The organism is Streptomyces sp. NPDC043908 (assembly GCF_056435525.1).
Genome location: NZ_JBWKEI010000003.1, coordinates 417230 through 442280, shown reverse-complemented (window position 1 = coordinate 442280; position 25051 = coordinate 417230). Strand labels below are relative to the sequence as shown.

Here is a 25051-nt window from a genome sequence, read left to right as displayed (position 1 = left end):
GGGGGAGGTCTGCTGGCATAGAACGCGTGGGAGCTCTTACTCGATCACGACATTTTTTCCCCCTCGCTCCCCGATACGGCCCCTGGTGGCCCGCCGGCCGGCGCCCCGCCCGCCCCGATCGAGACCGATCCGGCCCTCGTCACCGAGCTGGTCGAGCGCAGCGAGGCGTCCATCGAGGCCCTGCGGCGCGACATCCGCACCAGGACGGGACCCGAGCTGTTCGACTTCCTGCTGGAGGCCTTCGAGGAGCACAAGCGGGTCCTCGGCGACCGGCTGAGCATGCAGGTGATCATGGCGGGGATGGAGGCCACCTGGTGGCTCAATGACCAGCTGCGGGAGTGGCTGGGCGAGAAGAACGCGGCCGACACCCTCACCCTGTCCGCGCCCGGCAACATCACCTCGGAGATGGGCCTGGCGTTGTTGGACGTCGCGGACGTGATCCGCCCCCGGCCCGAGGTGGTGGCGTTCCTCCAGGGCGTCGAGGACGAGGACTTCCTCGACGAGCTGGCGAAACTGCCGGGCGGGGCCGAGGCGCGCGACGCCATCGAGGCCTACCTCGACCGGTACGGGATGCGCTGCGTCGGCGAGATCGACATCACGAGGCCGCGTTGGCGCGAACGCCCCACCACGCTCGTGCCCGTCATCCTGGACAACGTGCGGAACGCCGAGCCGGGCGCCGCCGCACGGCGCTTCGAACACGGCCGGCACGAGGCGCTGAAGAAGGAGCAGGACGTGCTGTCCCGCCTGCGGGCCCTGCCGGACGGGGACCGGAAGGCCGACGAGACGAAGCGGATGATCGACCGCGTCCGCACCTTCATCGGCTACCGCGAGTACCCCAAGTACGGCATCATCAGCCGCTACTTCCTCTACAAGCAGGCCCTGATGGCGGAAGCCGAGCGCCTCGTGCGGGCCGGTGTGATCTCCGACAAGGAGGACGTCTTCTACCTCACGTTCCAGGAGTTCCACGACGCCGTACGCACCCATCAGGTGGACGCCGGGCTCATCCGGGTGCGCAGGGAGGCGTTCCAGTCGTACCACGCGCTCACTCCGCCCCGGGTGCTGACCTCGGACGGCGAGACCCTCAACGGGGCGTACCGGCGCGACGACGTGCCGCCCGGCGCCCTGGTCGGCCTCCCCGTCTCGGCCGGCACCGTCGAGGGGCGGGCCCGCGTCATCCTCGACATGGCCCGGGCCGACCTCGAAGCGGGCGACATCCTGGTGACGTCCTACACGGACCCCAGTTGGTCGCCCCTGTTCGTCGGCATCACGGGCCTGGTGACGGAGGTGGGCGGTCTGATGACCCACGGCGCGGTCATCGCGCGGGAGTACGGTCTGCCCGCCGTCGTGGGCGTGGAGCGGGCCACCCAGCTGATCCGGGACGGGCAGCGCATCCGCGTGCACGGAACCGACGGGTACGTCGAGATCCTCTCGTGAACGACCCCAGGGGGAAACCGGCTCCGCCTTCTCGGGCGATGTGATGCCGGCAGCCGGCCGCCGCGTCCCCGCGCGGTGGCCGCTGTCGGGGTCGGCTAATCTCCCCAGGGCGGCCGATCAGCCGTTTTCCGGCAAACGCAGCAAAGGACTTGTCGTGCGGCATGGGATACGCGGGGCGGCCGTGACCGCACTGGCGGCAGCACTGCTTACGGGGTGCGGCGGGGAGAAGGAGTCCTCGGGCAAGCCCACGGCCTCCCCCACGGGAACGTCCTCGACGGGATCCCAGAAGGCGTCCGGCGCGCCGGTGGCCGCGGGCCGCACCACAGTGGGGGCCGCCGGATCGGCGTGCCGGCTGCCCGTGTCCTTCACCACCGCCGACAACTGGAAGGCGAAGGCGTTCACGCTGGACGGTACGGAGTTCGACGCCCTCGCCAAGCAGGGCCCGTTCACCATGGCCTGTGAGATCGACGCCAAGCCCGCCGGGAACATCGGCTTCCTGCGCGCCTGGACCAGCGACCTCCAGGGCGGCACCCCGCGCGCCGCCCTGGAGGCCTTCGTCCGCGCCGAGAAGAACGCGCGCAAGGCCACGTACACCGAGATCAAGGCGGGCTCGCTGCCCGCCACCGAGGTGGTGTACGAGACGTACAGCGAACTCATGGAGGAGTCGAAGCAGGAGCACGCCCTGGCGGTCACGACCCCGGGCGGTGCCGTGGTCCTGCACCTGGGCGGCATCGACACCGACGAACACAAGGAAATGCTCCCCGCCTACGAACTGGCCAAGAAGAGCCTGCGGGTCATCGCCCCGTAGCGGTCCGCGCTCGTCGCCGTCCACCGGTCACGACGTGCGCCCGCGCTCCATGGCGCGCCTCTTCGAGCGAAGGGACCGAACCCCCTAGCTTGACGGGTCTACCGACCTGCCCGAGCACGCCGTGACCCGAGGGCTCACGCCTCACGCGCCGGAGAGCACCCATGAAGATCCACCTCACCAGCGTCTTCGTCGACGACCAGGAGCGGGCCCTGCGCTTCTATACCGACGTGCTGGGCTTCGTGAAGAAGCACGACATCCCGATGGGTCCGGCCCGGTGGCTGACCGTGGTCTCGCCGGAGGAGCCCGAGGGGACGGAACTGCTGCTGGAACCGTCCGAGCACCCCGCGGTGCCGCCGTACAAGACGGCGTTGGTCCGGGACGGCATCCCCGCCGCCTCCTTCGCCGTGGAGGACGTACGGGCGGAGTTCGAGCGGCTGCGTGGGCTCAGGGTGCGGTTCACGCAGGAGCCGACGGAGGTGGACACAGTGACCCTGGCGGTGCTGGACGACACCTGCGGCAACCTCATCCAGATCGCGCAGACCTCGTAGGGGGGCGGATCGAGGCAGCCCTGACTGGGACCAGGGCAGGGGCCGCGGGTAACCGCCCACCACGTGGGAACCGCCGTGACCGCCGTGTCTTCCTCTCCCCGCTCGTGTGGTCTCAGGACCGCGAGAGCGTGAAGGCCGCGAGGAACCCCAGGACCGTGGTGAGGCCGGCGAGCAGATGGGCGTCCTCGAATGCCTCCGGGATCATCGTGTCCGCGATCATCGCCAGAATGGCCCCGGCGGCCACCGCGGTGATCATCGCCATCACGGTGTCGGAAGCCCCGCCCAGGAGGGTGTAGCCGGCCAGCGCGGCCAGACCCGAGATGAGCGCGATCGCCGTCCACAAGCCGAAGACGTAGCCGCGCCCGCGCCCCGCCTGCTTCATCCCCGCCGCGCTCGCCATACCCTCGGGCAGGTTGCTCAGGAAGACCGCAACGACCGTGGCCGTCCCCACGCTCCCCCCGCCCAGCAGGCTGGTGCCGATGACGACCGACTCGGGTACGCCGTCCAGGAGCGCGCCCAGAGCGATGGCGCCGCCCGAGCCGGGCTGCTCGCCTTCGGTGGGCTGCTGAGAGCCCGCCCTCTTGCGGTGGCGGGCGCCCCGCGCGGCGAGCGCCACGTTCGCCAGGGAGTACACGCCCGCGCCGACCAGCGCGCCGAGGGCTGTCGGTGCGAGACCGCCCTGGTCGTCGGCCTCGGCGATCAGATCGTAGGAGACCGCCGAGATCAGTACGCCGCTGCCGAAGGCCATCACCAGAGCGACCCACCGGGCGGGCACCCGGAACAGCGAGCCCGCCGCCGCGCCGACCAGCAGCGCGCTCCCGGCGAGCAGCCCCCATCCCCCAGCAACCAGCGCTCCCACCGCGTCCTCCTTCACCCCTGCTGTGCCGTGGGGCGCCCTTACCCGGGAAATGGCCTCCGACGCCCCGACGCCCCGGCGGCCTCCCGCTTCGGCGGAGAGCCCAGGGGGGCGGTGATCGGTCCAGGACGGATAGCGGGGGCCCGGGAAAGGAACGGGTCGGTGATGACGTTGTGTGGCGGGTGGGCAGCGAAAAGTAGCCGGATTGCGATGGTGTTTCGGGGGTAACGGCCTCGGTACTGGGATCGACTTCAGGACGCGAGGCTGACCGGATGAACCGAGCTGGACAGGGCACGAGCTTGCAGCCCTTGGTGGAACGTTCGATATCGGTGTCGGCCGCGTTCGAGAGCAGTGAGGACATCGCGGCTGCCCGCTCCATGGCCAGGGACTTCCTGGTGGAGGTGCAGACCGTGCACGGGCTGCCGGTGTCGAAGCGGGCCATGGGCATGGTCCAGCTGGTGGTGAGCGAGCTGGTGACCAACGCCCGCAAATACGCGCCGGGGCCCTGTCTGCTGACGCTGGAAATCAGCCAGGGCGCCGTGGAGGTGACGGTGTGGGACAGCAGCACGACGCTGCCGCTGATCCTGCCGCCGGACCCGACCCGGGTGGGCCAGCACGGGCTGGAGATCGTCATGGCGGTGTGCCGCAGCTTCGAGGTGCACCGCGAACCGGTGGGCAAGCGCGTCAGGACGGCCGTCGTCCTGGCCGACGACCCGGGTGGAGACGCGGCCGGCCGCCAGGTGATGTGACGCACGGCCGAGGCCGCCCGCGACGAGCGGACAGCGCTCGTGCGACGGCAGCGGACGCGTGGTGAACACGGGCGCCGGTCCCCCCATCCCGGACCCCCACCCCGGACCTCCCGAAGCAGTGCCCACGCCAGGCCCGCAGGTACCGGAACCCCGCGACATCCCCCGGCACCCCGCCGCATCTCACGCTCTCGACCTGAGCACGCCGAGGCCCTGATTTCATCGGCGGTCCTTCGGAGGTTCTTCGGACGCCCACCCCAGGCTGGCGGGTTCGCGGGCCGGTGCGGCAGGATGCGTCCGCAGTGATCGTGAGCGACGGGGGCGCGGGATGACGACGGACGGCAACGAAATCACCGAGGCGATCGAGCAGTTGCGTACGCAGCTGGCTCAGGCGCAGGAGTACGGGAAGGACGCGCGGCTCCAATTCCGTATCACCGAGGTGGAGATGGAGTTCCTCGTCGAGGTACGCAAGGACGCCGGCGGGTCGGGGGGCATGCGCCTGGGGGTGGTCAAGCTCGGCGCCGACGCGAAGGTGTCGCAGGGCACGACCCATCGGCTGCGCCTCAAGCTCGATGTGCGCGACACCCTGACCGGTGATCCCGCCTCCGTCTCCGACCGGCGATGACGGCTCCGCGGACCGAAGGCGCCGACGGCGAGGGGCCGTTGCACCCGGGGCTCGTGGCGGTCACCGCGGGCCCGGCCGACGCCGAGGGGCGCAAGGAGTTCTCGTCCGGGCGGCTGCTCGCGCCCGCGCTGGTCCTCACCTCCCGCCACGGGGTGGCGTTCCCCGACGGCCGGCACCGGCCCGACATCACCGTCAGGGCCGTCGTCGGAGGGCGAGGGGCCGTGCGTCTCACCGACCCCGTGCCGTGCACCGTCCTCTGGCAGGGGGACGCCGGGCTCGACGCGGCACTGCTGCGCGTCGGCGCCGGCGGCTTCGCCGAATCCCTCGGCGTTCCCGAGCCGCGCTGGGCCGAGGTGACCGGGACCGAACCGGTCGCCGTCGCCGTGACCGGTATGTCGGCCGCCGCGGCACGCAGCACGGGCGACGGCACGGAGACCGAGACGGTACGCGGCGTGCTGGACCCGCTCACCTACACGCGCAGCGACCGCTACGCCATCGACGTGTCGACCGCCTGGCCGGCCGGCTGGGACCAGTGGTCGGGCATGTCCGGCAGCGCGGTGGTCCACAAGAGCGGCGCGCTGCTGGGTGTCGTCGCCTGGAGCGACCGGCCCTACGAGGGGCGGCGGCTGACGGCCGTTCCGGTCCGGGCGCTGCTCGCGGACCCCGGGTTCCGTGACGCCGTGCGGGGACTGACCGGCCACGACCCGCTGTTGCGCGCGCTGGATCCGGAGCGTCCGGCCGGGTCGGCCCGGCTGTCCTCCGCCCAGGGGCCGGCCGCGGCGGTGCGCACCACCCTCAAGGCGCCGCCCCGCCAGATCGTGGACCGGGTCGTGGAGCGCCGGCGGCTGCCCGAGCTGGTCGCCGGGAGCATCACGGGGCGGCCGGAGCTGGTGCATGCCATCGTCGGGATGCCGGGGGTCGGCAAGTCCGCCCTGGCCCGGCACCTGGCCCATCAGCTCGCCGCCGACTTCCCCGACGCGCAGTTCGAACTCGACCTGTACGGCCACACTCCCGACCGTGCGCCGCTCGACGCGCAGGCCGCGATGGAGGCGCTGCTGACCTGGGCGGGCATCCGTGGCGACGACGCGCCGACACTGGACGCGAAGGCCGCGCTGTGGCGGAACTGGCTGCACGGCAGACGCGGTCTGCTGCTGCTCGACAACGCGGCGTCGCTCGACCAGGTGTCCTGCCTGCTTCCCGGCGACGACAGCAGTCTCGTCCTGATCACCAGCCGTATCGCGCTCCACGACCCCGACCGCATCACGCTCACCGCGCTCGACGTGCTGCCCGCCGACGAAGCGGTGCGGTTGCTGGTGTCGGGCGCCGGACTGGCCGGGGAGGAGGCGGCCGATCCCGCCCTGGAGGAGATCTGCCGGGCCTGCGGGTTCCTGCCGCTGGCCGTGCAGGCGGTCGCCGCCCGGCTGCGCTTCGAGGAGCCGGAGGAACTGCTGCTGGCCATGCGGGAGACGGACTCGCCGCTCCTTGAGGTGCCGGACGCCGACCGGCGGGTGGGCGCGGCGTTCGCGGTGTCCTGGCAGGCACTGGAGGCGGCGGACCCGGTGCAGGCGGGCCTGTTGCGGGTACTGGCCATGCATCCGGGTTCCGAACTGGAGGTGGAGGCGTGCGCGGCGATGACCGGGATGGCGGTGCGCGAGTGCCGCCGTCGTATGGCCGACCTGGCGGAGAGACATCTGTTGCAGCGCCACGGCCGGGGGCGCTTCGGCTTCCACGACCTGTTCCTCGCGTACGCCCGGAGTCTGGCGGTGGCGCAGGAGCCGCAGGAGCGCTGGGACGAGGCCCTCGACCGGCTCTTCACCCACCAGGCGAGCCGGGGCGAGGCGGCGCGGGAGTCGCTGGTCACCGGAAGGGGCGAGCCGGGCGCCGCACGGGCCTGGCTGGAGGCCGAGCGCGGCAATCTGATCGCGGTGACGGTGGCCGCCGTGGAACGCCGTTCTCCGCACGCCCGGCGTCTTGCCGCGCTGGCGCACTCCGTCCTGGGCGGGCTCGGCGCCACCACCGAACTCGCCCGGATCTGGGTCACCATGAGGGACGCCGCCATGGCTGACCACGACCGGCCCAGCCTGGCCGACGCCCTGCGGGGCCTGGCCGACACGGAACGCACCCGCGGCGACCTGGTGGCCGCGCGGGACAACTACCGGGCCGCCCACGAGTTGTACGAGGCTCTCGACGACCGGCGGGGTCAGGCGGACGCCCTGTGGGGCCTCGCCGAGACCGAACGCGCCCGCAGCCGCTACGACGACGCCCGCGAGCTCTTCACCGGCGCGCTGCGCGGCTACGAGGAGCTGGACGACCGGGCGGGCCGTGCCGACGCGCTCTGGGGCCTGGCCAACGTCAGCGTCTCGCAGGGCCGTTACGAGACGGCCACCGACGCGTTCCGCCAGGCCCGTGAGCTGTACTCCGCGCTCACCGACCGCCGGGGCGAGGCGCAGGCGCTGCGCGGCCTGGCCGACATCGCGCGCAACCGGGGCCGGGGCGTGGAGGCGCACGAGGGCTACCGGGCCGCCCTGGTGACGTACGAGGAGATCGGCGACCTGCGCGGGCAGGCACAGGCGCTGCGGGGCCTGGGTCATGTGGCGCGCGTCGACGGCCGCCACGACGAGGCCGCCGACCTGTTCGTGCGGGCCCGTGACCTGTCCCGCCGCATCGGCGACCGGCGCGGGGAGGCCGACATGCTGCGCGGGCTCGGCGACGTGCAGCGTCTGCGGGGCCACTACGCGCAGGCCCGTGAGACGCTGTCCCGCTCCGCCGCCGTCCACCGCGAGCTGGGCAACGCGGGCGGCCTGGGCTTCACGCTGCGCGCGCTCGGCGACACCGAACGCGCCGACGGCCGCCCGGACCGGGCGCGCGCCGCCTACGACGAGGCACGCGCCGCCTTCGAGCGCGTGGGCTCCCGTCGCGGCCTCGCCGACATCCTGTGCGCCCTCGGCGGCGTCCTGCCCCGCCCCGGTGAGGCACGGGCGGCGTACACCCAGGCGCTCGCCCTCTACGAGCAACTCGGCGCGGACAGCGCGGCGGCGGGCTGCCGCGAGCGGCTGACGGCACTCGACGGGGAGGCGCGCACCGAGCAGTGACGGCTTGCGGGGGCGACGCCCGGCGTCCGCGTCCCCGCAGCACACCCCTCAGTCGTCGAGGGGCTCCGCCTCGTGCGCGGCGGCGATGGAGTCGATGCGGGCGGCGAGGTTGAAGTCGGCCGCGGTGAGCCGGTGGCCCGCGTCGCGCGTGGTGATGGTGAACCGCACCGAGTCCCAGCGCAGATCGATGTCCGCGTGATGGCCGATCAGGCGCTCGACGTCCGCGACATGGACGATCAGCGCGACTCCCCCGTGGTAGCGGATCGCGAAGGTCCGGGTGATCTGCTCGCCTGTTCGGCGCCAGCCGGGCACGTGCCGCAGGGCGGCTTCGATCGCCGCCTCCGACAAGGGCTCGGGCCTGCTCCCGGCCATGTCCGCTCCCCTCGTTCACGGGCGCCGGCACCCCGTCGAGGTCCCGGCCGACCGGGGCATAGTGCCACGCCCGCCCAGGATCAGCCAAAGGGAGTACACGGGCGGGACTGGTGCCGCACGGTCACGTGAAGTAGCTTGACGGTCACTCCCCGTGCGCTACCGCGTCTGAACGCGGGCCCCGAGCGCGCTGAGAACAGAAAGGCACTTCATGCAGCACCGGCACCGCATGCGGAACCTCTCCCGTACTTGTGTCCTCGCCTTCGCGGGTCTCCTGGCGACGGCCACCTCGTCCGCATGGCCCGTGTCCGCCGTTCCCGCACCCGCCGCGGCGTCCCCGGCCGTCCGGGCCGCCGACTGCCGCGGCGTCGGCACGGCGTTCAACGACCGGCTGCTGCCCGGACAGTGCCTGCGCAACGGGGGCTACCGGCTGGAGATGCAGTACGACGGCAATCTGGTCCTGTACTCGGGCGGGCGGGCGTGCTGGGCGAGCGGCACGGACGGGACGGACGGTGTGTACGCGAAGTTCTCCGGGGACTGGAAGCTCGACTCGCCGTACATGACGCTGGAGTCGCAGTTCGGCGAGTTGCGCAAATACCGGGGCAAGTACACCTACCTGCACAAGACCGGCGGCGACGTCAGCCTCAACAACAAGGGTGAAGTGTGGATCGCGTACGCGAAGATGGTCGGATGCTGACAACGGCCGGCGGGCAGGTGCGGGTACGGATGCGCCGGGGAATCGCCCGGGCGGTGGCCGCGGCGGCCGTCGTCGCGGTCGCCTTGCTGGGGGGCGTCCCCTCTACGGCGACCGCCGTGACGAGTACGCCGGTCACCGCGGCGGACGCCTGCGCCGCCAACGACAACCTCGGGGAGATCGCCAACAACTTCATCTCGCGCTGCCGCAAGGCCTCCATCCGGCAGGTGTTCCCCGGGCAGCACTACGGGGACTCCCTCGGGCACATCAAGGACTGCCGGGACAGCTCCTGCAAGACTGCCTGGAAGCTGTTGAACGACAACCGGTTCAAGAAGTAGGCGGAAGATGAGCGGAGCGTGGAGCCTTTACGTCGCCGTCCTGCTGTGCGAGGCGTCGACCACGGCCGACGGCCAGGCTCCGCTCTACCAGGAGAACTTCGTCCTGCTGCGGGCGCGGGACGAGGACGAGGCCCGGGACAAGGCGCTGGCCCACGGCAGGCGCCTGGAGACGAGCTACGAGAACGAGCTCGGCGACACCGTCTCCTGGAAACTGCTCCACGTGGTGGACGTCAGCGAGGTCGGGGAGACCGGCCTCGGTGACGGTTCCGAGGTCTACACCCGGCACTTCAGGAACTACGCGGCCTACCGGTCCTTCGAGCCGCTGCTGTCGGGAGAAGACCTCTGACCCGCCGCTGACACGCCCCGAACGGGCGCGGACCTGTCGCCCTACCCCGGACGAGCCGCTCCTGTCAGTCCGTAACCTTCCGGATTCTCCGCGCGCGGTGCGCGTCACTACCCTCCGAAGCGCCTGTCACACAGCGGTCGGTCCCCACCGCCGCCGCGCTTCCCCCAGGAGGTCCCGTTGACCGCGCACCACCCCACCCGCAGGAGCATCCTCAAGTCCGCCGGCGGGATCACCGCCGCCATGGCCCTCGGCGCCGGAGGCGTGCTCGCGTCGGCCACGACGGCCGCCGCGGCCGACGACGGCTTCGGGCTGCACATCGTGGACCGCAACGAGAGCGACCCGAGGATGTGGTACTACCGCTTCCAGACCGAGGCGATCGGCTGGAACCCGGCTGTCAACGTGCTGCTGCCCGACGACTACCACGGGAGCGGCCGTACCTACCCGGTCCTCTACCTCTTCCACGGCGGCGGAACGGACCAGGACTTCATCACCTTCGACCGCGAGGGCATCCGCCAGTGGACCGCCGGGAAGCCGATCATCGTCGTCATGCCCGACGGCGGCCACGCCGGCTGGTACTCCAACCCCGTCAGCTCCAACGTCGGCCCCCGCAACTGGGAGCACTTCCACATCGACCAGCTGCTTCCCTGGGTCGAGGCCAACTTCCGTACGTTCGCCGAGTACGACGGCCGGGCCGTGGCCGGGTTCTCCATGGGCGGCTTCGGCGCGCTGAAGTACGCCGCCAAGTACTACGGCCACTTCGCGTCCGTCAGCGCCCACTCCGGACCCGCCAGTCTGCGCCGTGACGGCGGCCTCGTCGTGCACTGGGCCAACGCCTCCGCCGCCGTCCTCGACCTGGGCGGCGGCACCATCTACGGCGCCCCGCTGTGGGACGAGGCCCGGGTGAGCGCCGACAACCCGGTCCAGCGGATCGAGAGCTACCGCAACAAGCGGGTGTTCCTCGTCGCCGGCACCAGCCCGGACCCGGTCAACTGGTTCGACACCGTCAACGAGACCCAGGTGCTCGCCGGACAGCGGGAGTTCCGCGGTCTGCTGGACCGGGCGGGGATCCCGCACGAGTCCTACGAGGTACCCGGCGGCCACTTCATCCGCCACGACCTGATGCAGCGCGACATCGACGGCATCATCGACCGCCTGCGCAAGGCGTGACAGGAGACCGTCCCATGTCGCTCACCTCATCCGCGCGGCGCGCGGCGCGCCCAGGGCTCGCGACGGTCGCGGCGCTGCTGCTCGGCCTGCTGGCCCCGGCTCCCTCCGCGGGCGCGGCCGAGACCGGCGCGCGACCGGCCGCCCGGGCCGCCGGCTTCGCCGCCGCCTGCCCGACGACCGGCTTCATCTCCCAGTACTACAGCTCCGGCCACAACGGCATCGACATCGCCAACGCCACCGGCACCCCGATCTACGCGGTCGGCGACGGAGAGGTGACGATCTCCGGGTACGAGCCGGGCTACGGCCAGTGGATCCGCGTCCAGCACCCCGACGGCACCATCACCGAGTACGGCCACATGTACGAGCGGGACGTCCAGGCGGGCGACCACGTGGTGGCCGGCCAGCAGATCGCTCTCATGGGCAGCGAGGGCGAGGCCACCGGCCCGCACCTGCATCTGCGGGTCTGGACGGACCCGAGCGCGAGCGTGGGGACCGACCCCGTCCCGTATCTCGCGGAACGCGGCATCGACATGCCCTGTACTCCCGGTACCGGCCCGCATCCCAAGCCGCTGGAGTATCCGGCGGAGTCGGGGCGTGTGGTGTCGGCCCGCTCGGCGGACGGCCGCCTGGAAGTCTTCGCGGCCGGATCCGACGGCGTCCACCACGCCTGGCAGAAAGGCGTCAACGGCGCCTGGTCCGACTGGGAGCCGCTGGGCGGACCCGGTGGCGCGGAACTCGCCATCGGCCCGAACGCCGACGGCCGCCTGGAGGTCTTCGCCATCAACGGCGACGTCTTCCAGCACCGCTACCAGCTCTCGCCCTCGGGTGCCTGGTCCGGCTGGGAGACCTTCGGCGGCGGCGGCCGCGACATCGCCGTCGGCGCCAACGGCGACGGACGGCTCGAAGTCTTCGCCTCCGGACCCGTGGGCGTGTTCCACCGCTACCAGAACGCCCCGAACAGCGGCTGGTCGGAGTGGGAGAACACCGGCGGCGGCCCCGCCAACAGCCGCGTGGAGATGGAGAAGTCACCCGACGGGCGCCTCGAAGCCTTCGCCCTCAACGGCGATGTCTTCCAGCACCAGTACCAGACGGCCGTCAGCGGCGGGTGGTCCGGCTGGGAGGACTTCGGCGGGGGCGGCCGTGACCTGACCGTGGACCACAACCAGGACGGACGCCTGGAGGTCTTCGCCTCCGGACCCGCCGGAGTCTTCCACAAGTACCAGACCGACCGGGCCAGTTGGTCGGGGTGGGAATCGACCGGCGGTCCCGCCGACTCGCAGCTGACCAGCCAGCCGACCGCCGACGGCCGGGTGGAGGTCTTCGCCATCAACGGCAGCGTCGCCCAGCACCTGTGGCAGACCGGGGTGAACGCCCCGTACAGCCCATGGGAGACCTTCGGCGGCGGCGGTACGGAGGTCACCGCGGTGGCCAACGCGGACGGCCGCATCGAGGTCTTCGGCACGAGCCGTGCCGGCGTCCACCACAAGTGGCAGACGGGCTTCGCGACCTGGTCCGAATGGGCCTGGCTCAACACCACACCCGGCCCCGCCGTCAATTGAGGAGACAGCAGGTGAGAACCGTGCAGCGCGCTCACCGCGCACCCCGTCGCGCCGTCCTGGCGACCTTCGCCTCGCTCCTGCTCGGGGCGGGCGTCCTGGTGGGCGCCTCGCCCGCGTACGCCGCGCCGAGCGATCTGTGCGCCCAGGTCGGCTACAACGCCGGTTTCCGCGGCGAGAGCCTGGTGACCGCCATCGCGGTCGCCCTCGCCGAATCCAGCTGCGACCCGACGGCGACCAACGTCCAGAACAACCAGCCCCCCTCCACCGACCGGGGCCTGTGGCAGATCAACGACCACTGGCACCGGGAGGTGGACGACACCTGCGCGTTCGACCCCCAGTGCAACGCCAACGCGGCCTTCCGGATCTCCTCCGAGGGCACCGACTGGCGGCAGTGGTCCACCTACAACGCGGGCGCCCATCTGCGCCACCTGGACGAGGCGCGGGCCGCGGTGGACCGGCTGGGCCACCACGAGCCCGGGCCGAGCCCGCTGGTGTATCCGGCGGAGTCGGGGCGTGTGGTGTCGGCCCGCTCGGCGGACGGCCGCCTTGAGGTCTTCGCGGCCGGAGCCGACGGCGTCCACCACGCCTGGCAGAAGGGCGTCAACGGCGCCTGGTCCGACTGGGAGCCGCTGGGCGGGCCCGGTGGCGCGGAACTGGCCATCGGGTCGAACGCCGACGGCCGGCTGGAGATGTTCGCGATCAACGGTGACGTCTTCCAGCACCGCTACCAGCTCTCGCCCTCGGGCGGCTGGTCCGGCTGGGAGACCTTCGGGGGCGGCGGCCGCGACATCGCCGTCGGCGCCAACGGCGACGGACGCCTGGAGGTCTTCGCGTCCGGGCCGGCCGGGGTGTTCCACAAGTACCAGAACGCCCCGAACAGCGGCTGGTCGGAGTGGGAGTCCGCGGGAGGCGGCCCGGCCAACAGCAGGATCGAGATGGAGAAGTCCTCCGACGGGCGCCTGGAAGTCTTCGCGATCAACGGGGACGTGTTCCAGCACCAGTACCAGACGGCCGTCAGCGGCGGCTGGTCCGGCTGGGAGGACTTCGGCGGCGGCGGCCGTGACCTGACCGTGGACCACAACCAGGACGGACGCCTGGAGGTCTTCGCCTCCGGACCCGCCGGAGTGTTCCACAAGTACCAGACCGACCGGACCGGCTGGTCGGGGTGGGAGTCCACCGGCGGCCCCGCCGACTCCCAGATCAGCAGCGAACGCTCACCCGACGGCCGGGTGGAGGTCTTCGCCATCAACGGCAGCGTCGCCCAGCACCTGTGGCAGACCGGGGTGAACGCCCCGTACGGCCAGTGGGACACGTTCGGCGGCGGCGGTACGGAAGTCACCGCGGCCACCAACGCCGACGGCCGCATCGAGGTGTTCGGAACAAGCCGTGCCGGCGTCCACCACAAGTGGCAGACCGGTGTGTCGACCTGGTCCGAGTGGGCCTGGCTCAACACCGGTCCCGGCCCCGCCGTCAACTGACCGCCCGAACGGTCCCTTCGGAGTAGAGCCATGTATCCGATCAGCAGGCGGGGCGTGCTGCGTACGGCCGGAGCGGGAGCCCTCGTGCTCCCGCTCGCGGACCGTGCCACCGCCTCCGCCTCCGCCGTCCCCGCCGACGTCCCGCCCCACCAGTGGATCGACGCCGGCCGCTTCGTCCCCGTCCACGACCCGTCCACACCCGGCCGGCGCCGCTACCTCAACGACCACACCCTGATCCGGAGGGACGGCCGCTGGCACCTGTTCGCCATAGTCGGCGACGGCGTGGCGCCCGGCGAGGCCCCGGACAGCGGCGCCGAGACCGCCTTCGCCCATGCCTCCGCGCCCGAACTCCACGGCCCGTGGACCAGCCACCCCGACGCCCTGACCGTCGATCCCGGCTACTACGGCGAACAGCACCTGTGGGCACCGCACGTCATCGAGGCCGCGGGCACCTACTGGATGTTCTACGCCGCGGGCGGCAGCGCCGGCGCCGCCATCAACCTGGCCACCTCCACCGACCTGTTCAGCTGGACCCGCGTGCCGTCGGGACCGCTGTTCCGGGGGCGGGCGGCCCGCGACCCCATGGTGGTGCGGATCGGCGGCGACTGGGTCATGTACTACACCGAACTCTCCGCCGACGGCCACCACCTCGTCTGCCTGCGCCGTTCGGCCGACCTGCTGCACTGGAGCGCGCCGGCCGCCGCGTTCACCGACGACACCACCGCCGCCCAGGGCGTGTCGGTCACCGAATCGCCGTACGTCGTCGAACGCGACGGCTGGTTCTACCTGTTCATCGGGCCGCGCGGCGGTTACGAGGGAACCGACGTGCTCGCCTCCCGTGACCCCGCGCGCTTCACCCTCGACGGATACGCGGGCCACGTCCCCGGCCACGCCGTCGAACCGGTCACCGACGGGCGGGACTGGTACGCGAGTGCCGCGGGCTGGTTCCGCCACGGACTGCGCGTCGCGCCGCTGGCCTGGCAGGACACCCCGCCGGTGTGGTCGAGCCCGGACAATCCGGTCGCCGCGCTCGACGTGCGCGGCCGTCTGACGGTGTTCGCCCTCGACGCGGCCGACCGCTCGATGCTGCGACGCGTCCAGCTCGACCCGGAGGCCGACAGCTGGTCGGCATGGGAGCCGTTCGGCGGGCCGGCCGGGGCGGTGCCCACACTCGGCCGGAACACCGACGGCCGCCTCGAGGTGTTCTCGCTCGCCCCGGGCGGCGCCAACCTGCACCACAGGGTGCAGCGCTCGGACGGCGACTGGGAGGAGTGGGAGGAGTTCGGCGGGCCGGCCGGAGCCGCGCCCGCCGTGGCCCCCGGCGCCGACGGCAGGCTGGAGGTCTTCGCCCCGGGCCCGGGCGGCGCCCTGATCGCCCGCCGCCGCCAGACGTCGCCGGGCGCCCGGACCTGGGATCCGTGGGACGCGGGGTTCGGCGGGCCCGTCGGAGCGCCGCCCGTCGTCGGCGTCAACGCCGACGGACGCCTGGAGGTCTTCGCGCTCACGCGCGGCGGCACGGCGATCCTGCACCGCTGGCAGCGGACACCGGGCGGCGCCTGGTCCCCGTGGGACCGCTTCGGCACGGCGGCCGGCGCGGCCCCGCGGGTGGGCAGCGACGGGAGCGGCAGGATGACCGTCGCCGCGATCGCCCCGTCCGGCGTGGCGGCCTTCCAGCGGCGCCAGTCGGTCCCCAGCGGCGGCTGGGACGACTGGCAGGCGCTGTCCGGCTGGTCGGCCGCGGGCCCGCTGCTCGTCCCCGGCGCCGACGGTCGTCTCGAATGCCTCGCCCTCGCCCCCGGCGGCGAGCGGCTCACCCACCGCTGGCAGCTCTCCCCCGGCGGCGCCTGGGCCACGGGCGAGGACATCGCCGAGGCCGGGCTCGCGCTCGCCGCCACCCCGTCCGCGGCGGCCGACCAGACCGGCCGGCTGCACCTGTTCGCGGTCACCGAGGACGGCCGGATGCGCACCCGCGTCCAGGAGCGGCCGAGCGGCGGCTGGCGTCCCTGGACCGCCTTCGGCACCCGCCTCATCGCCCCCTGACCTCGTCCGGGACCCCCTCCCCCTATCACCCCCCTGATCGTTCCGGCCCGTGACGGACGCGCCCCGAAGTGGCGCAAGCCACGCGGTGAAACGCCGTGGACAGGCGGTAACGTTCCCTGTGTCGGACAACGGGGACGGTCGGCACGCGGGACGGGGGAGCGGTGAGCGGGATAGTCATCCATCTGCCGGAGGCGGGCGGCGACGACGCGGTGACCCTGCGCCTCGGCCCCGGGGAGCGCGTCCGCTTCGGGCGCGGTTCGTCCCGTACACCCGTCGAACTCCGCCTCGCCGACGAGTCGGTGTCCCGCCTCGCGGGGGAGATCCGGGCGACGGACGACCACTGGCAGCTGAGCAACCTCAGCGCCACCCACGGCTATCTGGTGGAGAACCCGGAAGGTGCGGGCGAGTACCTGCGCGTGCCCCCGCGCCGCGTCGGGGCTCCCATCCCCTTCGAGTTCGCCCGGGTGGTCCTGCCCTCCCGCCGTGAAACCCCGCTATCCTTCCAGGTGTTCGCGCCCGACCACGTCTATCTGGACCCGCACGCGCTCGGCGGCGGCTCCTGGGAGAGCCGGACACTCACCGCGTACTCCCTGGACGAGAGCGCCACGTACTTCCTGGTGCTCGTCGCGCTCTGCGAGCCCTGGCTGCGCGACCGGTCACCGGTGGCCGTGCCGACCACCCCGCAGGTCGTCGAACGGCTCGCCGGTCACGGGCCCGGCGCGGGTCTGACGGCCCGCGCGGTCAGTTCGCACATCGACTACCTCGCCGACGAGAAGCTGCGCATCGCCGCGGCCACGGCCCCCGAGGGCGCCGACCGCGCGGGCCGCCGCAACGGCAAGCGCGAGGCCGTCGTCGCCCTCGCCCTGAAGTTCGGGATCGTACGGGAGGAGCACCTCGCCCTGTTACCCCCGCGCACCGAGCCGGCCGAGCGCGGACGGTAGGACGCGGTGATGGTGCGGAGCAGGGCGCTTCCGGCGGACAGCGGTGAGCCGGAACTCCTGCCGGCGGGCCACCGGATCGGCTCCTGGATCGTCGGCGAGCCCATCGGTGCGGGCGCCTGGGCCACGGTCTATGCCGGGCGGGCCGCGGACGGGCCCGGTACCCGCGCCGGGAACGGCGGGGAACAGGACACGGGCGAGCCGGCGGACCAGGAGGTCGCCCTCAAGGTCATGCCGACCGCCGGACTCGCGCCCCGCCAGGCGCGCAGCGTGGCCGAGGCCGCCCGACGGGAACTGGAACTGGGCCGGGAGGCGGGCCGTCCCCGGCTCGTGCGGCTCCTGGACTCCGTGGTCCTCAGCGCGCCCGACCGGCCGTCCCTCGACGGGGCGATCGTCCTCGTCATGGAGCGGGCCCGGTGCAGCCTGCGCGAACTGCTCGCCGCCCCGGTCACCGAGGCCGAGGGCGCCCGGCTCGTCACGGGCATCTGCGAGGGACTGGAACAGATGCACCGCGGCGGCTGGGTGCACGCCGACCTCAAGCCCGAGAACATCCTCATCGGCCGGGACGGCGAAGTGCGCCTGTCGGACTTCGGGTTCGCCATCGAGCTCACCGGTACCCACGGCTGGACGGCCCCGATGGGCACCCTGGACTACCTGCCGCCCGAGCGGTGGCGCGAACCGCTCGCGGAGCGCGGCATCCAGATGCGTCCCAGCGCCGACATCTGGGCGCTCGGCATCATCATCCACGAGGTGTTCGCCCAGGGCGCCTACCCCTTCCCCGGCGCCACACCGACCGCGCGCGGCGCGGCCGTACAGGAGTACGCTGAGGGCCGCGCGGCGTTACGGATGGACGGCGCACTCCCGGAGTTCTGGCGGGACCTCGCCGCCGACTGCCTGGCCCCCACCCACGCGGACCGCGCTCCGCACACCGCCGAAAGCCTCCTCGAACGCATCCGCGCCCATACCGTCGAGGACGGCACCCGACCCTCCCGCGTCGCACTCCCCCGCCGGTCCCGCGTCCGGCGCCGTCTGCGCCGGACCGTCCTGCTCGCCGTCACCGGCTGCGCGGCGGCGGGCGCCGCACTCTGGGCGTACGCGGCGGGCGGCGGCGATTCCGACCAAGGGCCCGCCCGCATACGGGTGTTCAACGCCGAGCGGGGCTGCCAGGACCGCGGGGACCGCGAACGCCAGTGCAGCCTCGGTCTCGCGATCGACCCGCTGCGCCCCTACACCGCCGACAACGTCGTGCCCACGCGGGTGTGGCACGGCGACGTCCTGGACGCGGAATGCCAGTTGCCGCAGGGGCTGCCGGTCATCGACGAGGAGGACCTGACCTCCACCCTCTGGTTCCGGGTCCGCCTGCCGGGGACCGGGACCGCCGCGGCGCGGCCCGCGACCGCATGGCTGCCCGCCGTCCGTACGAAGGACCGCCCCTCTCTCCCCCACTGCGCCGCGCCCACCCGGTGAACACCATGGCGGCAAAGAGGCGGACACCGTGGGGCGTTAGCATCGTGCGAGGTTGTGTCCGTTAGAGAAAGCGATTGCCCGCGATGGCCGACGACGCCTACCTCTTCCTCCTTCCCGAGCGTCACCCCCGGCTGGGGGCCGCCCTGGCCGCCGTCGGAGAGCTCGAATGCTCACAGACGCCGGCCGTCCACGGCTGGCTGCAGGCCCACGGGGTCTCCGCCTCCTCCGAGCACGTCCGGATCCTGCCGGCCGGGTCGGAGGCGTTCATCCCGGAGGAGGCCGAACGCCTGCCGGTTCCGCTGAGCGAGGAGGAGACCGTACGGGTCCAGCAGGAGTGCGCGCCCCAGTCCGTGACGGAACTGGAGACCGAGCTGCTGGAGTTCCGCGAGACGACCGAGGACTGGGAGGCACTCGTCCACCGGGCCCTGACGGCGGGCGTACCGGCTTCGCGCATCGCGCAGCTGACCGGCCTCGACCCGCGGGACATCGCGCATCTGACCGTGTGAGTCTCCAGAAAGCGCTTCGCCCCGGCCGGTGCGGTACGCCGCCCGGGGCGCCGCGCCGAGGTGGGACGGCCTCGGCCTCGCCCTTGGGCGGGGTGCCGCGTTTGCCCCGTATGCCTGCCGGGTACAGCGTTGCGTCACGTGAGAAGTGAGGCCGCAGCACGACCACGAGGAGATCCGCATGCCCGCCCCCACCTCGCCCGCGCCCAAGGCCGCCCTGGTCACCGGATCCGACTCCGGGATCGGCCGCGCCACCGCCGTCCGTCTGGCGGAGGCGGGCCTCGACGTCGCCATCACCTGGCACAGCGACGAGACGGGCGCCCAGGAGACCGCCGACGAGGTCCGCGCCACCGGCCGCCGGGCGGTGGTGGGACGCATGGACCTCACCCGGCTGCCGGACGCCCTCGACACGATGGACGACCTGTGCGCGCAACTCGGCCGCCTGGACGTCCTGGTGAACAACGCCGGTACGGGCACGGCCACGCCGTTCCTCGACCTCAGCGAACACGACCTGCGCCGCGTCCTGGACGTGGACCTGGTGGGCCCGTTCCTGTGCGGGCAGAAGGCCGCCCGGCGGATGATTGAGCAGGGTGACGGGGGCCGGATCATCAACGTGACCTCGGTGCACGAGCACCAGCCACGGGTGGGGGCCGCCCCCTACTGCGCGGCCAAGGGCGGCCTGGGGCTGCTCACCCAGACCATGGCCCTCGAACTGGCCGAGCACGGCATCACGGTGAACGCGGTCGCCCCGGGCGAGATCGCCACCCCGATGACCGGCCAGGAGGACGCGGACGTGCACGCCACGCACCGCCCCGGCGTTCCGCTCGGCCGCCCCGGCGACGCCCGTGAGGTCGCCGCCGTCATCGCCTTCCTCGCCGGGCCCGACGCCTCGTACGTCACCGGCGCGTCCTACAGCGTCGACGGCGGCATGCTCCGGATGGGCCCGATGGCCGGCTCCCACCTCACCGGCGACGACTGTCGCCGCCCCTGAGCGGCCCGACCGTGCGTCAGGGGGCGCGAGGTGCACGCGAGAGGGGCTCGGGGTGCGCACCGCGCGCTCCCGTACCCGGCGCCGGGACATCCCGCGCTTCCACGCGCCCCCGCAAGCCCTTTCGGCCATCCGCGCGCGGGCGTCGCGCCGAGGGACGCGAGGGACGGCCGACGGCAACCACCCTCGTACGCTTGTCCCGTGCCACCCTCCTCCCCGCTGCGGCGCGTCGCCGTCCTCGTGCTCGAAGGCGCCAAGCCGCTCGATGTCGGCATTCCCGCGCAGGTGTTCACGACCCGCGCCAGCATGCCGTACGAAGTGCGGGTGTGCGGGGCCGCGCCCGGACTCGTGACCGGCGGCGACGGGCTGTCCTACTCCGTCGCCCACGGCCTCGACGCGCTCGCCTGGGCCGATCTCGTCTTCGTCCCCGGCTACCGGTTCCCGGGCCGTGCGGATCCGCCGCGGGACGTCCTCGACGCGCTGGTCGCCGCCCACAGCCGGGGCGCGCGGCTCGCCGCGATCTCCACGGGTGCCTTCGCGCTCGCCGCCACCGGACTGCTCGACGGCAGGCGCGCCACCACGCACTGGCACTACACCCGGGCCCTCGCCGAGAAGCACCCACGGGTACGGGTCGACGAGAACGTGCTGTTCGTGGACGAGGGCAGGGTGCTCACCTCGGCGGGTGCCGCCTCCGGGATCGACCTGTGCCTGCACATCCTGCGCGGCGACCTCGGTGTGGCCGCGTCCAACCACGCGGCCCGGCGCCTGGTCGCGGCCCCGTACCGCAGCGGCGGGCAGGCGCAGTACGTGCCGCGCAGTGTGCCCGAGCCGCTGGGCGAGCGGTTCGCCGCCACCCGGGAGTGGGCGCTGCACCACCTGGACGAACCCCTCACCCTGGAGGCGCTGGCCCGGCACGCGGCGGTGTCGGCGCGGACGTTCTCGCGGCGCTTCGCCGAGGACACCGGGTACACGCCGATGCAGTGGGTCATGCGCGCCCGTATCGACAGGGCGCGTGAGCTGCTGGAGCGTTCGGAGCGGGGCGTCGAGCAGATCGCGACGGACGTGGGACTGGGGACGGGCGCGAATCTGCGGCTGCACTTCCAGCGCGTGCTCGGCACCACGCCCACCGAGTACCGGCGGACTTTCACCCGCGGGCAATAGGACGCCCGGCTCGCGCCACCCACTGGGCTCACCCCACCGCCCGCTGGCGGGATCCTTGCGAACCATGGCGCTCACGCCACTGCCACCGCCGTCCCTGCCGAGCGAGGCTGGGGGCGAACCGAAGGGACGGACATTACCCATGACTCGTATCGCCATCAACGGATTCGGCCGTATCGGACGCAACGTGCTGCGCGCGCTGCTCGAACGCGACAGTGATCTGGAGGTCGTCGCCGTCAACGACCTCACCGAGCCCGCCGCCCTCGCGCGGCTGCTCGCCTTCGACTCGACGTCCGGCCGGCTCGGCCGCCCGGTGACCGTGGAAGGGGACACGCTCGTCGTCGACGGCCGCCGCATCAAGGTGCTGGCCGAGCGCGAGCCCGCCTCCCTGCCGTGGGCCGAGCTGAACGTGGACCTCGTACTGGAGGCGACGGGCCGCTTCACCTCCGCCAGGGCCGCCCGGGCGCACCTGGACGCGGGCGCGAGGAAGGTCCTGGTCAGCGCGCCGTCCGACGGGGCCGACGTCACCCTCGCGTTCGGCGTCAACACCGACGCGTACGACCCCGAGACGCACACGATCGTCTCCAACGCCTCCTGCACCACGAACGCGCTCGCCCCGCTGGCCTCGGTACTCGACGAACTCGCCGGGATCGAGCACGGGTTCATGACGACCGTGCACGCGTACACCCAGGAGCAGAACCTCCAGGACGGCCCGCACCGCGACCCCCGCCGCGCCCGCGCCGCCGGCGTCAACATCGTGCCGACCACCACGGGTGCGGCCAAGGCGATCGGCCATGTCCTGCCCAACCTCGACGGCAAGCTGTCGGGCGACTCGATCCGGGTGCCGGTCCCGGTGGGTTCGATCGTCGAGCTGAACACGACCGTCGCCCGTGACGTGACGCGCGAGGACGTGCTGGCCGCCTACCGCGCGGCGGCCGAGGGGCCGCTGGCGGGCGTGCTGGAGTACTCGGACGACCCGCTGGTGTCGTCGGACATCACCGGCAACCCCGCCTCCTCGATCTTCGACTCGGCCCTCACCCGCGTGGACGGCCGCCACGTCAAGGTGGTCGCCTGGTACGACAACGAGTGGGGTTTCTCCCACCGGGTGATCGACACACTGGAGCTGCTCGCCAGGCCGTGACGTACGGCGGTTGTCGGTCCGGACCGGGGCGCCCCTCGCCCGGTCCGGACCGTCCGCCGTTACCGGTGGCGGTCCCCACGGCCGGTCGCGGTCACGGCCAGGCCGGGCCGGTGGGCGGCGCGCCTCCCGCCAGCACCAAGAGCGCCGCGTCGAGCCCGGCCATGGCCAGGACGACGACGAACGGCACCCGGCCGTGTGCCAGAGCGGACGGCCCGGCCACCGCCACGAGGCAGAGCGCGAGGGTCACCGCGATGGCGCCCGCTCCCACCGGAGCCACCCGGCCGGTCGGCCCCACCGTCAGCACCACACAGGACGCCAGGGCCAGGACCGCCGCGGCCGCCACCGCTCCACGGCGGCCGATCCGCTGCGGGAGCCCGCGCACCCCGCCCTCGATGTCGTCCTCCATATCGGGCAGCACGTTGGCGAAGTGGGCGCTGGTGCCGAGGAGCGCCGCCGCGACCGTGAGCCACAACGGTGGCCAGGGACGGCCCGGCAGAGTCAGCGTCAGGAAGGCCGGGAGCAGGCCGAAGGCGAGAGCGTACGGAAGCCAGGACAGGGCGGTCCGTTTGAGCCACAGGTTGTAGGCCCACGCGGCGCCGACACAGACGAGATGCACCGCCCCGGCCAGAAGCCCGCAGGCCAGCGACAGGGCGACGCACACCAGCAGGGCCGCCCAGGCCGCCGTGCCCACCGTGGCCGGCCGTACGGCCCCCGTGACCAGGGGCTTGTCCTGACGTGCGGCGGCCCGGTCACGCCGCAGGTCCAGCCGGTCGTTGCACCAGCCGACCGACAACTGCCCCGCGGCGACAGCGGCCACCGCCAGGGCCCCGGAGGCAAAGTCCGACCCGAACGCTGCGGCCAGCAGCGCCGCGAGGAGCGTCACCCCCGCGGTCGGCAGCGGATGACACGCCCTCAGCAGACCCGCGGCGACCGAGTGTTCCGCAGGATCCGGCGCGGCCGGCCCGACGAGGCGGGAGTTTCCTTCATCGGTGGTGGAGGACATCGCACCACGCTAGGCGACGGCGCGCCCACGGGCGCCGGGTTGAGGGCACCGGCGTCGTGCTGTCCCTATGTTGGAGCAATGACCCGCGTCCTTTGCGGTGAGTACGGTCTTCCCGCCGCACCGCTCCGTGCGGCACCAGGTCACCGAAGACCTCGTCCCCGCATTCGTCCTTCTGGGCTGGTGAGCCTCCTGTGACGCCGTACACCGTACTGATCCTGCTGGTCGTCGCCGAGCGGTTCGCCGAGCTGGCCGTGGCGCGCCGCAACGGCGCCTGGAGCCTGGCCCGTGGCGGCCGTGAGTACGGTCGCGGGCACTATCCGGTGATGGTCGGGCTGCACACGCTGTTCCTCCTCGGCTGCCTCGTCGAGCCGTGGGCGGCGGACCGGCCGTTCCTGCCCTGGCTCGGCCTGTCCGCTCTCGCCCTCGCGCTGGCCGCGCAGGCGCTGCGCTGGTGGTGCATCGCCGCCCTCGGCCCCCGCTGGCACACCCGTGTCCTGATCGTCCCCGGTCTCGCGCTGATCTCCTCGGGTCCCTACCGGTATCTGCGGCACCCCAACTACGTGGCCGTCGTCGTCGAAGGCGTCGCACTGCCCTTGGTGCACACCGCCTGGCTGACCGCCTTGGCCTTCACGGTCCTCAACGCCGCGCTGCTGACCGTACGCATCCGCTGTGAGAGTGCCGCGCTGGCGCCGTCGCGCGCTCTGCCCGGCCCCGGTGCCGCGTCGTGATCGACCTCCTCATCGTCGGCGGCGGCCCGGCGGGGCTCGCCGCCGCCATCCACGCCGTGCGACGCGGCTTCGACGTCGTGGTGGCCGAGCCGCGTCCCTCTCCCGTCGACAAGGCGTGCGGCGAGGGATTGATGCCCTCAGGCGTGGACGCCCTGCACACCCTCGGCGTGCCTGCGTCCGGCAGGCCCCTCCACGGCATCCGCTACCTCGACGCCACCGGCGGCCGGCACGCCGAGGCGCGGTTCCCCTCAAGCCCCGGACTCGGCATCCGCCGGACCGTACTGCACGAGGCGCTCAGCGCCCGGGCCGCCGAACTCGGCGTTCCCGTCATCCCGCACCGCGTCCGCCGGGTGACCCAGTCCGACACGTATGTGACGGCCGACGGCATCACCGCCCGCTACCTCGTGGCGGCCGACGGACTGCACTCCCCCACCCGCCGGGCGCTCGGCTTGACCGTCCGCCCGCCCACCCGGCGGGGCACCCTCCGGTACGGTCTGCGGCGCCACTACACCGTCGAGCCGTGGGCCGATGTGGTCGAGGTGTACTGGTCCGCCGACTGCGAGGCCTACGTCACCCCGCTCGGCCCCCGGCAGGTCGGCGTCGCCATCCTCACCTCGCGCCAACTGCCCTACGACGAGCAGCTGGCCCACTTCCCCCTCCTGGCCGAGCGCCTCCTCACCGCCGACAGGACAGCGGTCAGGGGCGCCGGGCCGCTGCGTCAGCGGGCCCGTTCCCGGGTGGCGGGCCGTGTGCTGTTCGTGGGGGACGCCGCGGGGTACGTCGACGCGTTGACGGGCGAGGGGCTGACGCTGGCGCTGACGGCGGCGGACGCCCTCGTACGCTGCCTGCGCGAGGGCCGCCCGCAGGCGTACGAACAGGCCTGGAGCCGCCTGTCCCGCAGCTACCGCCTCCTGACCCACTCCCTCCTGTGGGTCCGGAACCAGCCCCGTCTGGCGCCTCTGGTCACCCCGGCGGCCGCCCGGTTCCCCCGGCTCTTCCGGAGCGCCGTACGCCTGCTCGCCTGA

23 protein-coding genes and 1 pseudogene are annotated in these 25051 nt (G+C 73.1%); 21 read left to right on the top strand and 3 right to left on the bottom strand.

Going from position 1 to position 25051, the window contains the following annotated elements; genetic code table 11:
• Positions 1 to 81: 81 nt before the first annotated feature.
• The 3 genes and pseudogenes from AC069K_RS10050 to AC069K_RS10040 all read left to right on the top strand — a co-directional run.
• Positions 82 to 1434: pseudogene (locus tag AC069K_RS10050) on the top strand (PEP-utilizing enzyme); the annotation flags it as partial.
• A 154-nt stretch (positions 1435 to 1588) separates the two neighbouring features.
• Positions 1589 to 2242: a lipoprotein gene (locus AC069K_RS10045; RefSeq protein ID WP_478614167.1), complete on the top strand. Its 654-nt coding sequence runs from the start codon at positions 1589 to 1591 to the stop codon at positions 2240 to 2242.
• Positions 2243 to 2403: 161 nt separating this feature from the next.
• Positions 2404 to 2790 (top strand): VOC family protein, encoded by a 387-nt coding sequence (locus tag AC069K_RS10040; protein ID WP_478614165.1) that lies wholly within the window; start codon positions 2404 to 2406, stop codon positions 2788 to 2790.
• Between the two features lie 112 nt (positions 2791 to 2902).
• On the opposite strand, the gene AC069K_RS10035 is transcribed toward AC069K_RS10040, so the two are convergent.
• Entirely contained in the window at positions 2903 to 3649 is a 747-nt protein-coding gene (locus AC069K_RS10035; RefSeq protein WP_478614162.1) for a ZIP family metal transporter, read from the bottom strand.
• Between the two features lie 269 nt (positions 3650 to 3918).
• Here AC069K_RS10035 and AC069K_RS10030 point away from each other — a divergent pair, with 269 nt between their 5' ends.
• The 3 genes from AC069K_RS10030 (at position 3919) to AC069K_RS10020 (ending at position 8109) form a co-directional block, all read left to right on the top strand.
• Complete coding sequence (locus AC069K_RS10030) at positions 3919 to 4395, top strand: ATP-binding protein (protein ID WP_365101967.1); 477 nt, start codon at positions 3919 to 3921, stop codon at positions 4393 to 4395.
• Between the two features lie 325 nt (positions 4396 to 4720).
• Positions 4721 to 5017, top strand: coding sequence for a trypco2 family protein (locus tag AC069K_RS10025; RefSeq protein WP_365101969.1), 297 nt, complete (start codon positions 4721 to 4723; stop codon positions 5015 to 5017).
• Complete coding sequence (locus AC069K_RS10020) at positions 5014 to 8109, top strand: tetratricopeptide repeat protein (protein WP_478614158.1); 3096 nt, start codon at positions 5014 to 5016, stop codon at positions 8107 to 8109. The genes AC069K_RS10025 and AC069K_RS10020 overlap by 4 nt, the downstream gene beginning before the upstream one ends.
• 48 nt (positions 8110 to 8157) lie before the next feature.
• On the opposite strand, the gene AC069K_RS10015 is transcribed toward AC069K_RS10020, so the two are convergent.
• A complete protein-coding gene (locus AC069K_RS10015) occupies positions 8158 to 8481 on the bottom strand; it encodes a 4a-hydroxytetrahydrobiopterin dehydratase (RefSeq protein WP_358834997.1) in 324 nt (107 codons plus the stop codon).
• Positions 8482 to 8689: 208 nt separating this feature from the next.
• Here AC069K_RS10015 and AC069K_RS10010 point away from each other — a divergent pair, with 208 nt between their 5' ends.
• The 13 genes from AC069K_RS10010 (at position 8690) to gap (ending at position 22295) form a co-directional block, all read left to right on the top strand.
• Entirely contained in the window at positions 8690 to 9175 is a 486-nt protein-coding gene (locus tag AC069K_RS10010; protein WP_365101977.1) for a hypothetical protein, read from the top strand.
• Complete coding sequence (locus tag AC069K_RS10005) at positions 9169 to 9510, top strand: hypothetical protein (RefSeq protein ID WP_478614155.1); 342 nt, start codon at positions 9169 to 9171, stop codon at positions 9508 to 9510. Before AC069K_RS10010 ends, AC069K_RS10005 begins: the two co-directional genes overlap by 7 nt.
• A gap of 7 nt (positions 9511 to 9517) precedes the next feature.
• The gene (locus AC069K_RS10000) at positions 9518 to 9856 is read left to right on the top strand and encodes a DUF4288 domain-containing protein (protein ID WP_365101982.1); all 339 of its coding nucleotides are present in this window, start codon (positions 9518 to 9520) and stop codon (positions 9854 to 9856) included.
• Positions 9857 to 10096: 240 nt separating this feature from the next.
• The gene (locus AC069K_RS09995) at positions 10097 to 11023 is read left to right on the top strand and encodes an alpha/beta hydrolase (protein ID WP_478614452.1); all 927 of its coding nucleotides are present in this window, start codon (positions 10097 to 10099) and stop codon (positions 11021 to 11023) included.
• A gap of 14 nt (positions 11024 to 11037) precedes the next feature.
• The gene (locus tag AC069K_RS09990; RefSeq protein WP_478614150.1) at positions 11038 to 12582 is read left to right on the top strand and encodes a DUF8189 domain-containing protein; all 1545 of its coding nucleotides are present in this window, start codon (positions 11038 to 11040) and stop codon (positions 12580 to 12582) included.
• A gap of 11 nt (positions 12583 to 12593) precedes the next feature.
• A complete protein-coding gene (locus tag AC069K_RS09985; RefSeq protein WP_478614147.1) occupies positions 12594 to 14060 on the top strand; it encodes a DUF8189 domain-containing protein in 1467 nt (488 codons plus the stop codon).
• Between the two features lie 30 nt (positions 14061 to 14090).
• Positions 14091 to 16100, top strand: a complete 2010-nt coding sequence (locus AC069K_RS09980; RefSeq protein ID WP_478614144.1) for a DUF8189 domain-containing protein — start codon at positions 14091 to 14093, stop codon at positions 16098 to 16100.
• A 161-nt stretch (positions 16101 to 16261) separates the two neighbouring features.
• Complete coding sequence (locus AC069K_RS09975; protein ID WP_478614141.1) at positions 16262 to 17041, top strand: FHA domain-containing protein; 780 nt, start codon at positions 16262 to 16264, stop codon at positions 17039 to 17041.
• Positions 17042 to 17050: 9 nt separating this feature from the next.
• On the top strand, positions 17051 to 18505 hold the full coding sequence (locus tag AC069K_RS09970) for a serine/threonine-protein kinase (RefSeq protein WP_478614138.1): 1455 nt from the start codon (positions 17051 to 17053) through the stop codon (positions 18503 to 18505).
• Positions 18506 to 18588: 83 nt separating this feature from the next.
• Positions 18589 to 19011 (top strand): DUF6003 family protein, encoded by a 423-nt coding sequence (locus AC069K_RS09965; protein WP_358837491.1) that lies wholly within the window; start codon positions 18589 to 18591, stop codon positions 19009 to 19011.
• A gap of 178 nt (positions 19012 to 19189) precedes the next feature.
• Entirely contained in the window at positions 19190 to 19999 is an 810-nt protein-coding gene (locus tag AC069K_RS09960; protein ID WP_478614135.1) for an SDR family oxidoreductase, read from the top strand.
• A 198-nt stretch (positions 20000 to 20197) separates the two neighbouring features.
• A complete protein-coding gene (locus tag AC069K_RS09955; RefSeq protein ID WP_478614133.1) occupies positions 20198 to 21157 on the top strand; it encodes a GlxA family transcriptional regulator in 960 nt (319 codons plus the stop codon).
• A gap of 139 nt (positions 21158 to 21296) precedes the next feature.
• A complete protein-coding gene (gap, locus tag AC069K_RS09950) occupies positions 21297 to 22295 on the top strand; it encodes a type I glyceraldehyde-3-phosphate dehydrogenase (RefSeq protein WP_478614130.1) in 999 nt (332 codons plus the stop codon).
• Between the two features lie 91 nt (positions 22296 to 22386).
• Here the strand turns inward: gap and AC069K_RS09945 are convergent, their stop codons facing one another.
• Positions 22387 to 23298 carry a UbiA family prenyltransferase gene (locus tag AC069K_RS09945; protein WP_478614127.1) on the bottom strand — a complete coding sequence of 304 codons (912 nt, stop codon included), beginning with the start codon at positions 23296 to 23298 and terminating at the stop codon, positions 22387 to 22389.
• 191 nt (positions 23299 to 23489) lie between these two features.
• Here AC069K_RS09945 and AC069K_RS09940 point away from each other — a divergent pair, with 191 nt between their 5' ends.
• Both AC069K_RS09940 and AC069K_RS09935 read left to right on the top strand, forming a co-directional pair.
• Positions 23490 to 24026 carry an isoprenylcysteine carboxyl methyltransferase family protein gene (locus AC069K_RS09940; protein ID WP_478614124.1) on the top strand — a complete coding sequence of 179 codons (537 nt, stop codon included), beginning with the start codon at positions 23490 to 23492 and terminating at the stop codon, positions 24024 to 24026.
• Positions 24023 to 25051 (top strand): NAD(P)/FAD-dependent oxidoreductase, encoded by a 1029-nt coding sequence (locus AC069K_RS09935; RefSeq protein WP_478614121.1) that lies wholly within the window; start codon positions 24023 to 24025, stop codon positions 25049 to 25051. The genes AC069K_RS09940 and AC069K_RS09935 overlap by 4 nt, the downstream gene beginning before the upstream one ends.

Bases quoted from the DNA above. Each gene is read 5' to 3' on its own strand.
- AC069K_RS10000 (WP_365101982.1), top strand. From the start codon at position 9,518: ATGAGCGGAGCGTGGAGCCTTTACGTCGCCGTCCTGCTGTGCGAGGCG.
- AC069K_RS10040 (WP_478614165.1), top strand. From the start codon at position 2,404: ATGAAGATCCACCTCACCAGCGTCTTCGTCGACGACCAGGAGCGGGCC.
- AC069K_RS10010 (WP_365101977.1), top strand. From the start codon at position 8,690: ATGCAGCACCGGCACCGCATGCGGAACCTCTCCCGTACTTGTGTCCTC.
- AC069K_RS10020 (WP_478614158.1), top strand. From the start codon at position 5,014: ATGACGGCTCCGCGGACCGAAGGCGCCGACGGCGAGGGGCCGTTGCAC.
- AC069K_RS09980 (WP_478614144.1), top strand. From the start codon at position 14,091: ATGTATCCGATCAGCAGGCGGGGCGTGCTGCGTACGGCCGGAGCGGGA.
- gap (WP_478614130.1), top strand. From the start codon at position 21,297: ATGACTCGTATCGCCATCAACGGATTCGGCCGTATCGGACGCAACGTG.
- AC069K_RS10015 (WP_358834997.1), bottom strand. From the start codon at position 8,481: ATGGCCGGGAGCAGGCCCGAGCCCTTGTCGGAGGCGGCGATCGAAGCC.
- AC069K_RS09960 (WP_478614135.1), top strand. From the start codon at position 19,190: ATGCCCGCCCCCACCTCGCCCGCGCCCAAGGCCGCCCTGGTCACCGGA.
- AC069K_RS10005 (WP_478614155.1), top strand. From the start codon at position 9,169: ATGCTGACAACGGCCGGCGGGCAGGTGCGGGTACGGATGCGCCGGGGA.
- AC069K_RS09945 (WP_478614127.1), bottom strand. From the start codon at position 23,298: ATGTCCTCCACCACCGATGAAGGAAACTCCCGCCTCGTCGGGCCGGCC.
- AC069K_RS10030 (WP_365101967.1), top strand. From the start codon at position 3,919: ATGAACCGAGCTGGACAGGGCACGAGCTTGCAGCCCTTGGTGGAACGT.
- AC069K_RS10025 (WP_365101969.1), top strand. From the start codon at position 4,721: ATGACGACGGACGGCAACGAAATCACCGAGGCGATCGAGCAGTTGCGT.
- AC069K_RS09990 (WP_478614150.1), top strand. From the start codon at position 11,038: ATGTCGCTCACCTCATCCGCGCGGCGCGCGGCGCGCCCAGGGCTCGCG.
- AC069K_RS09965 (WP_358837491.1), top strand. From the start codon at position 18,589: ATGGCCGACGACGCCTACCTCTTCCTCCTTCCCGAGCGTCACCCCCGG.
- AC069K_RS09995 (WP_478614452.1), top strand. From the start codon at position 10,097: ATGGCCCTCGGCGCCGGAGGCGTGCTCGCGTCGGCCACGACGGCCGCC.
- AC069K_RS09970 (WP_478614138.1), top strand. From the start codon at position 17,051: ATGGTGCGGAGCAGGGCGCTTCCGGCGGACAGCGGTGAGCCGGAACTC.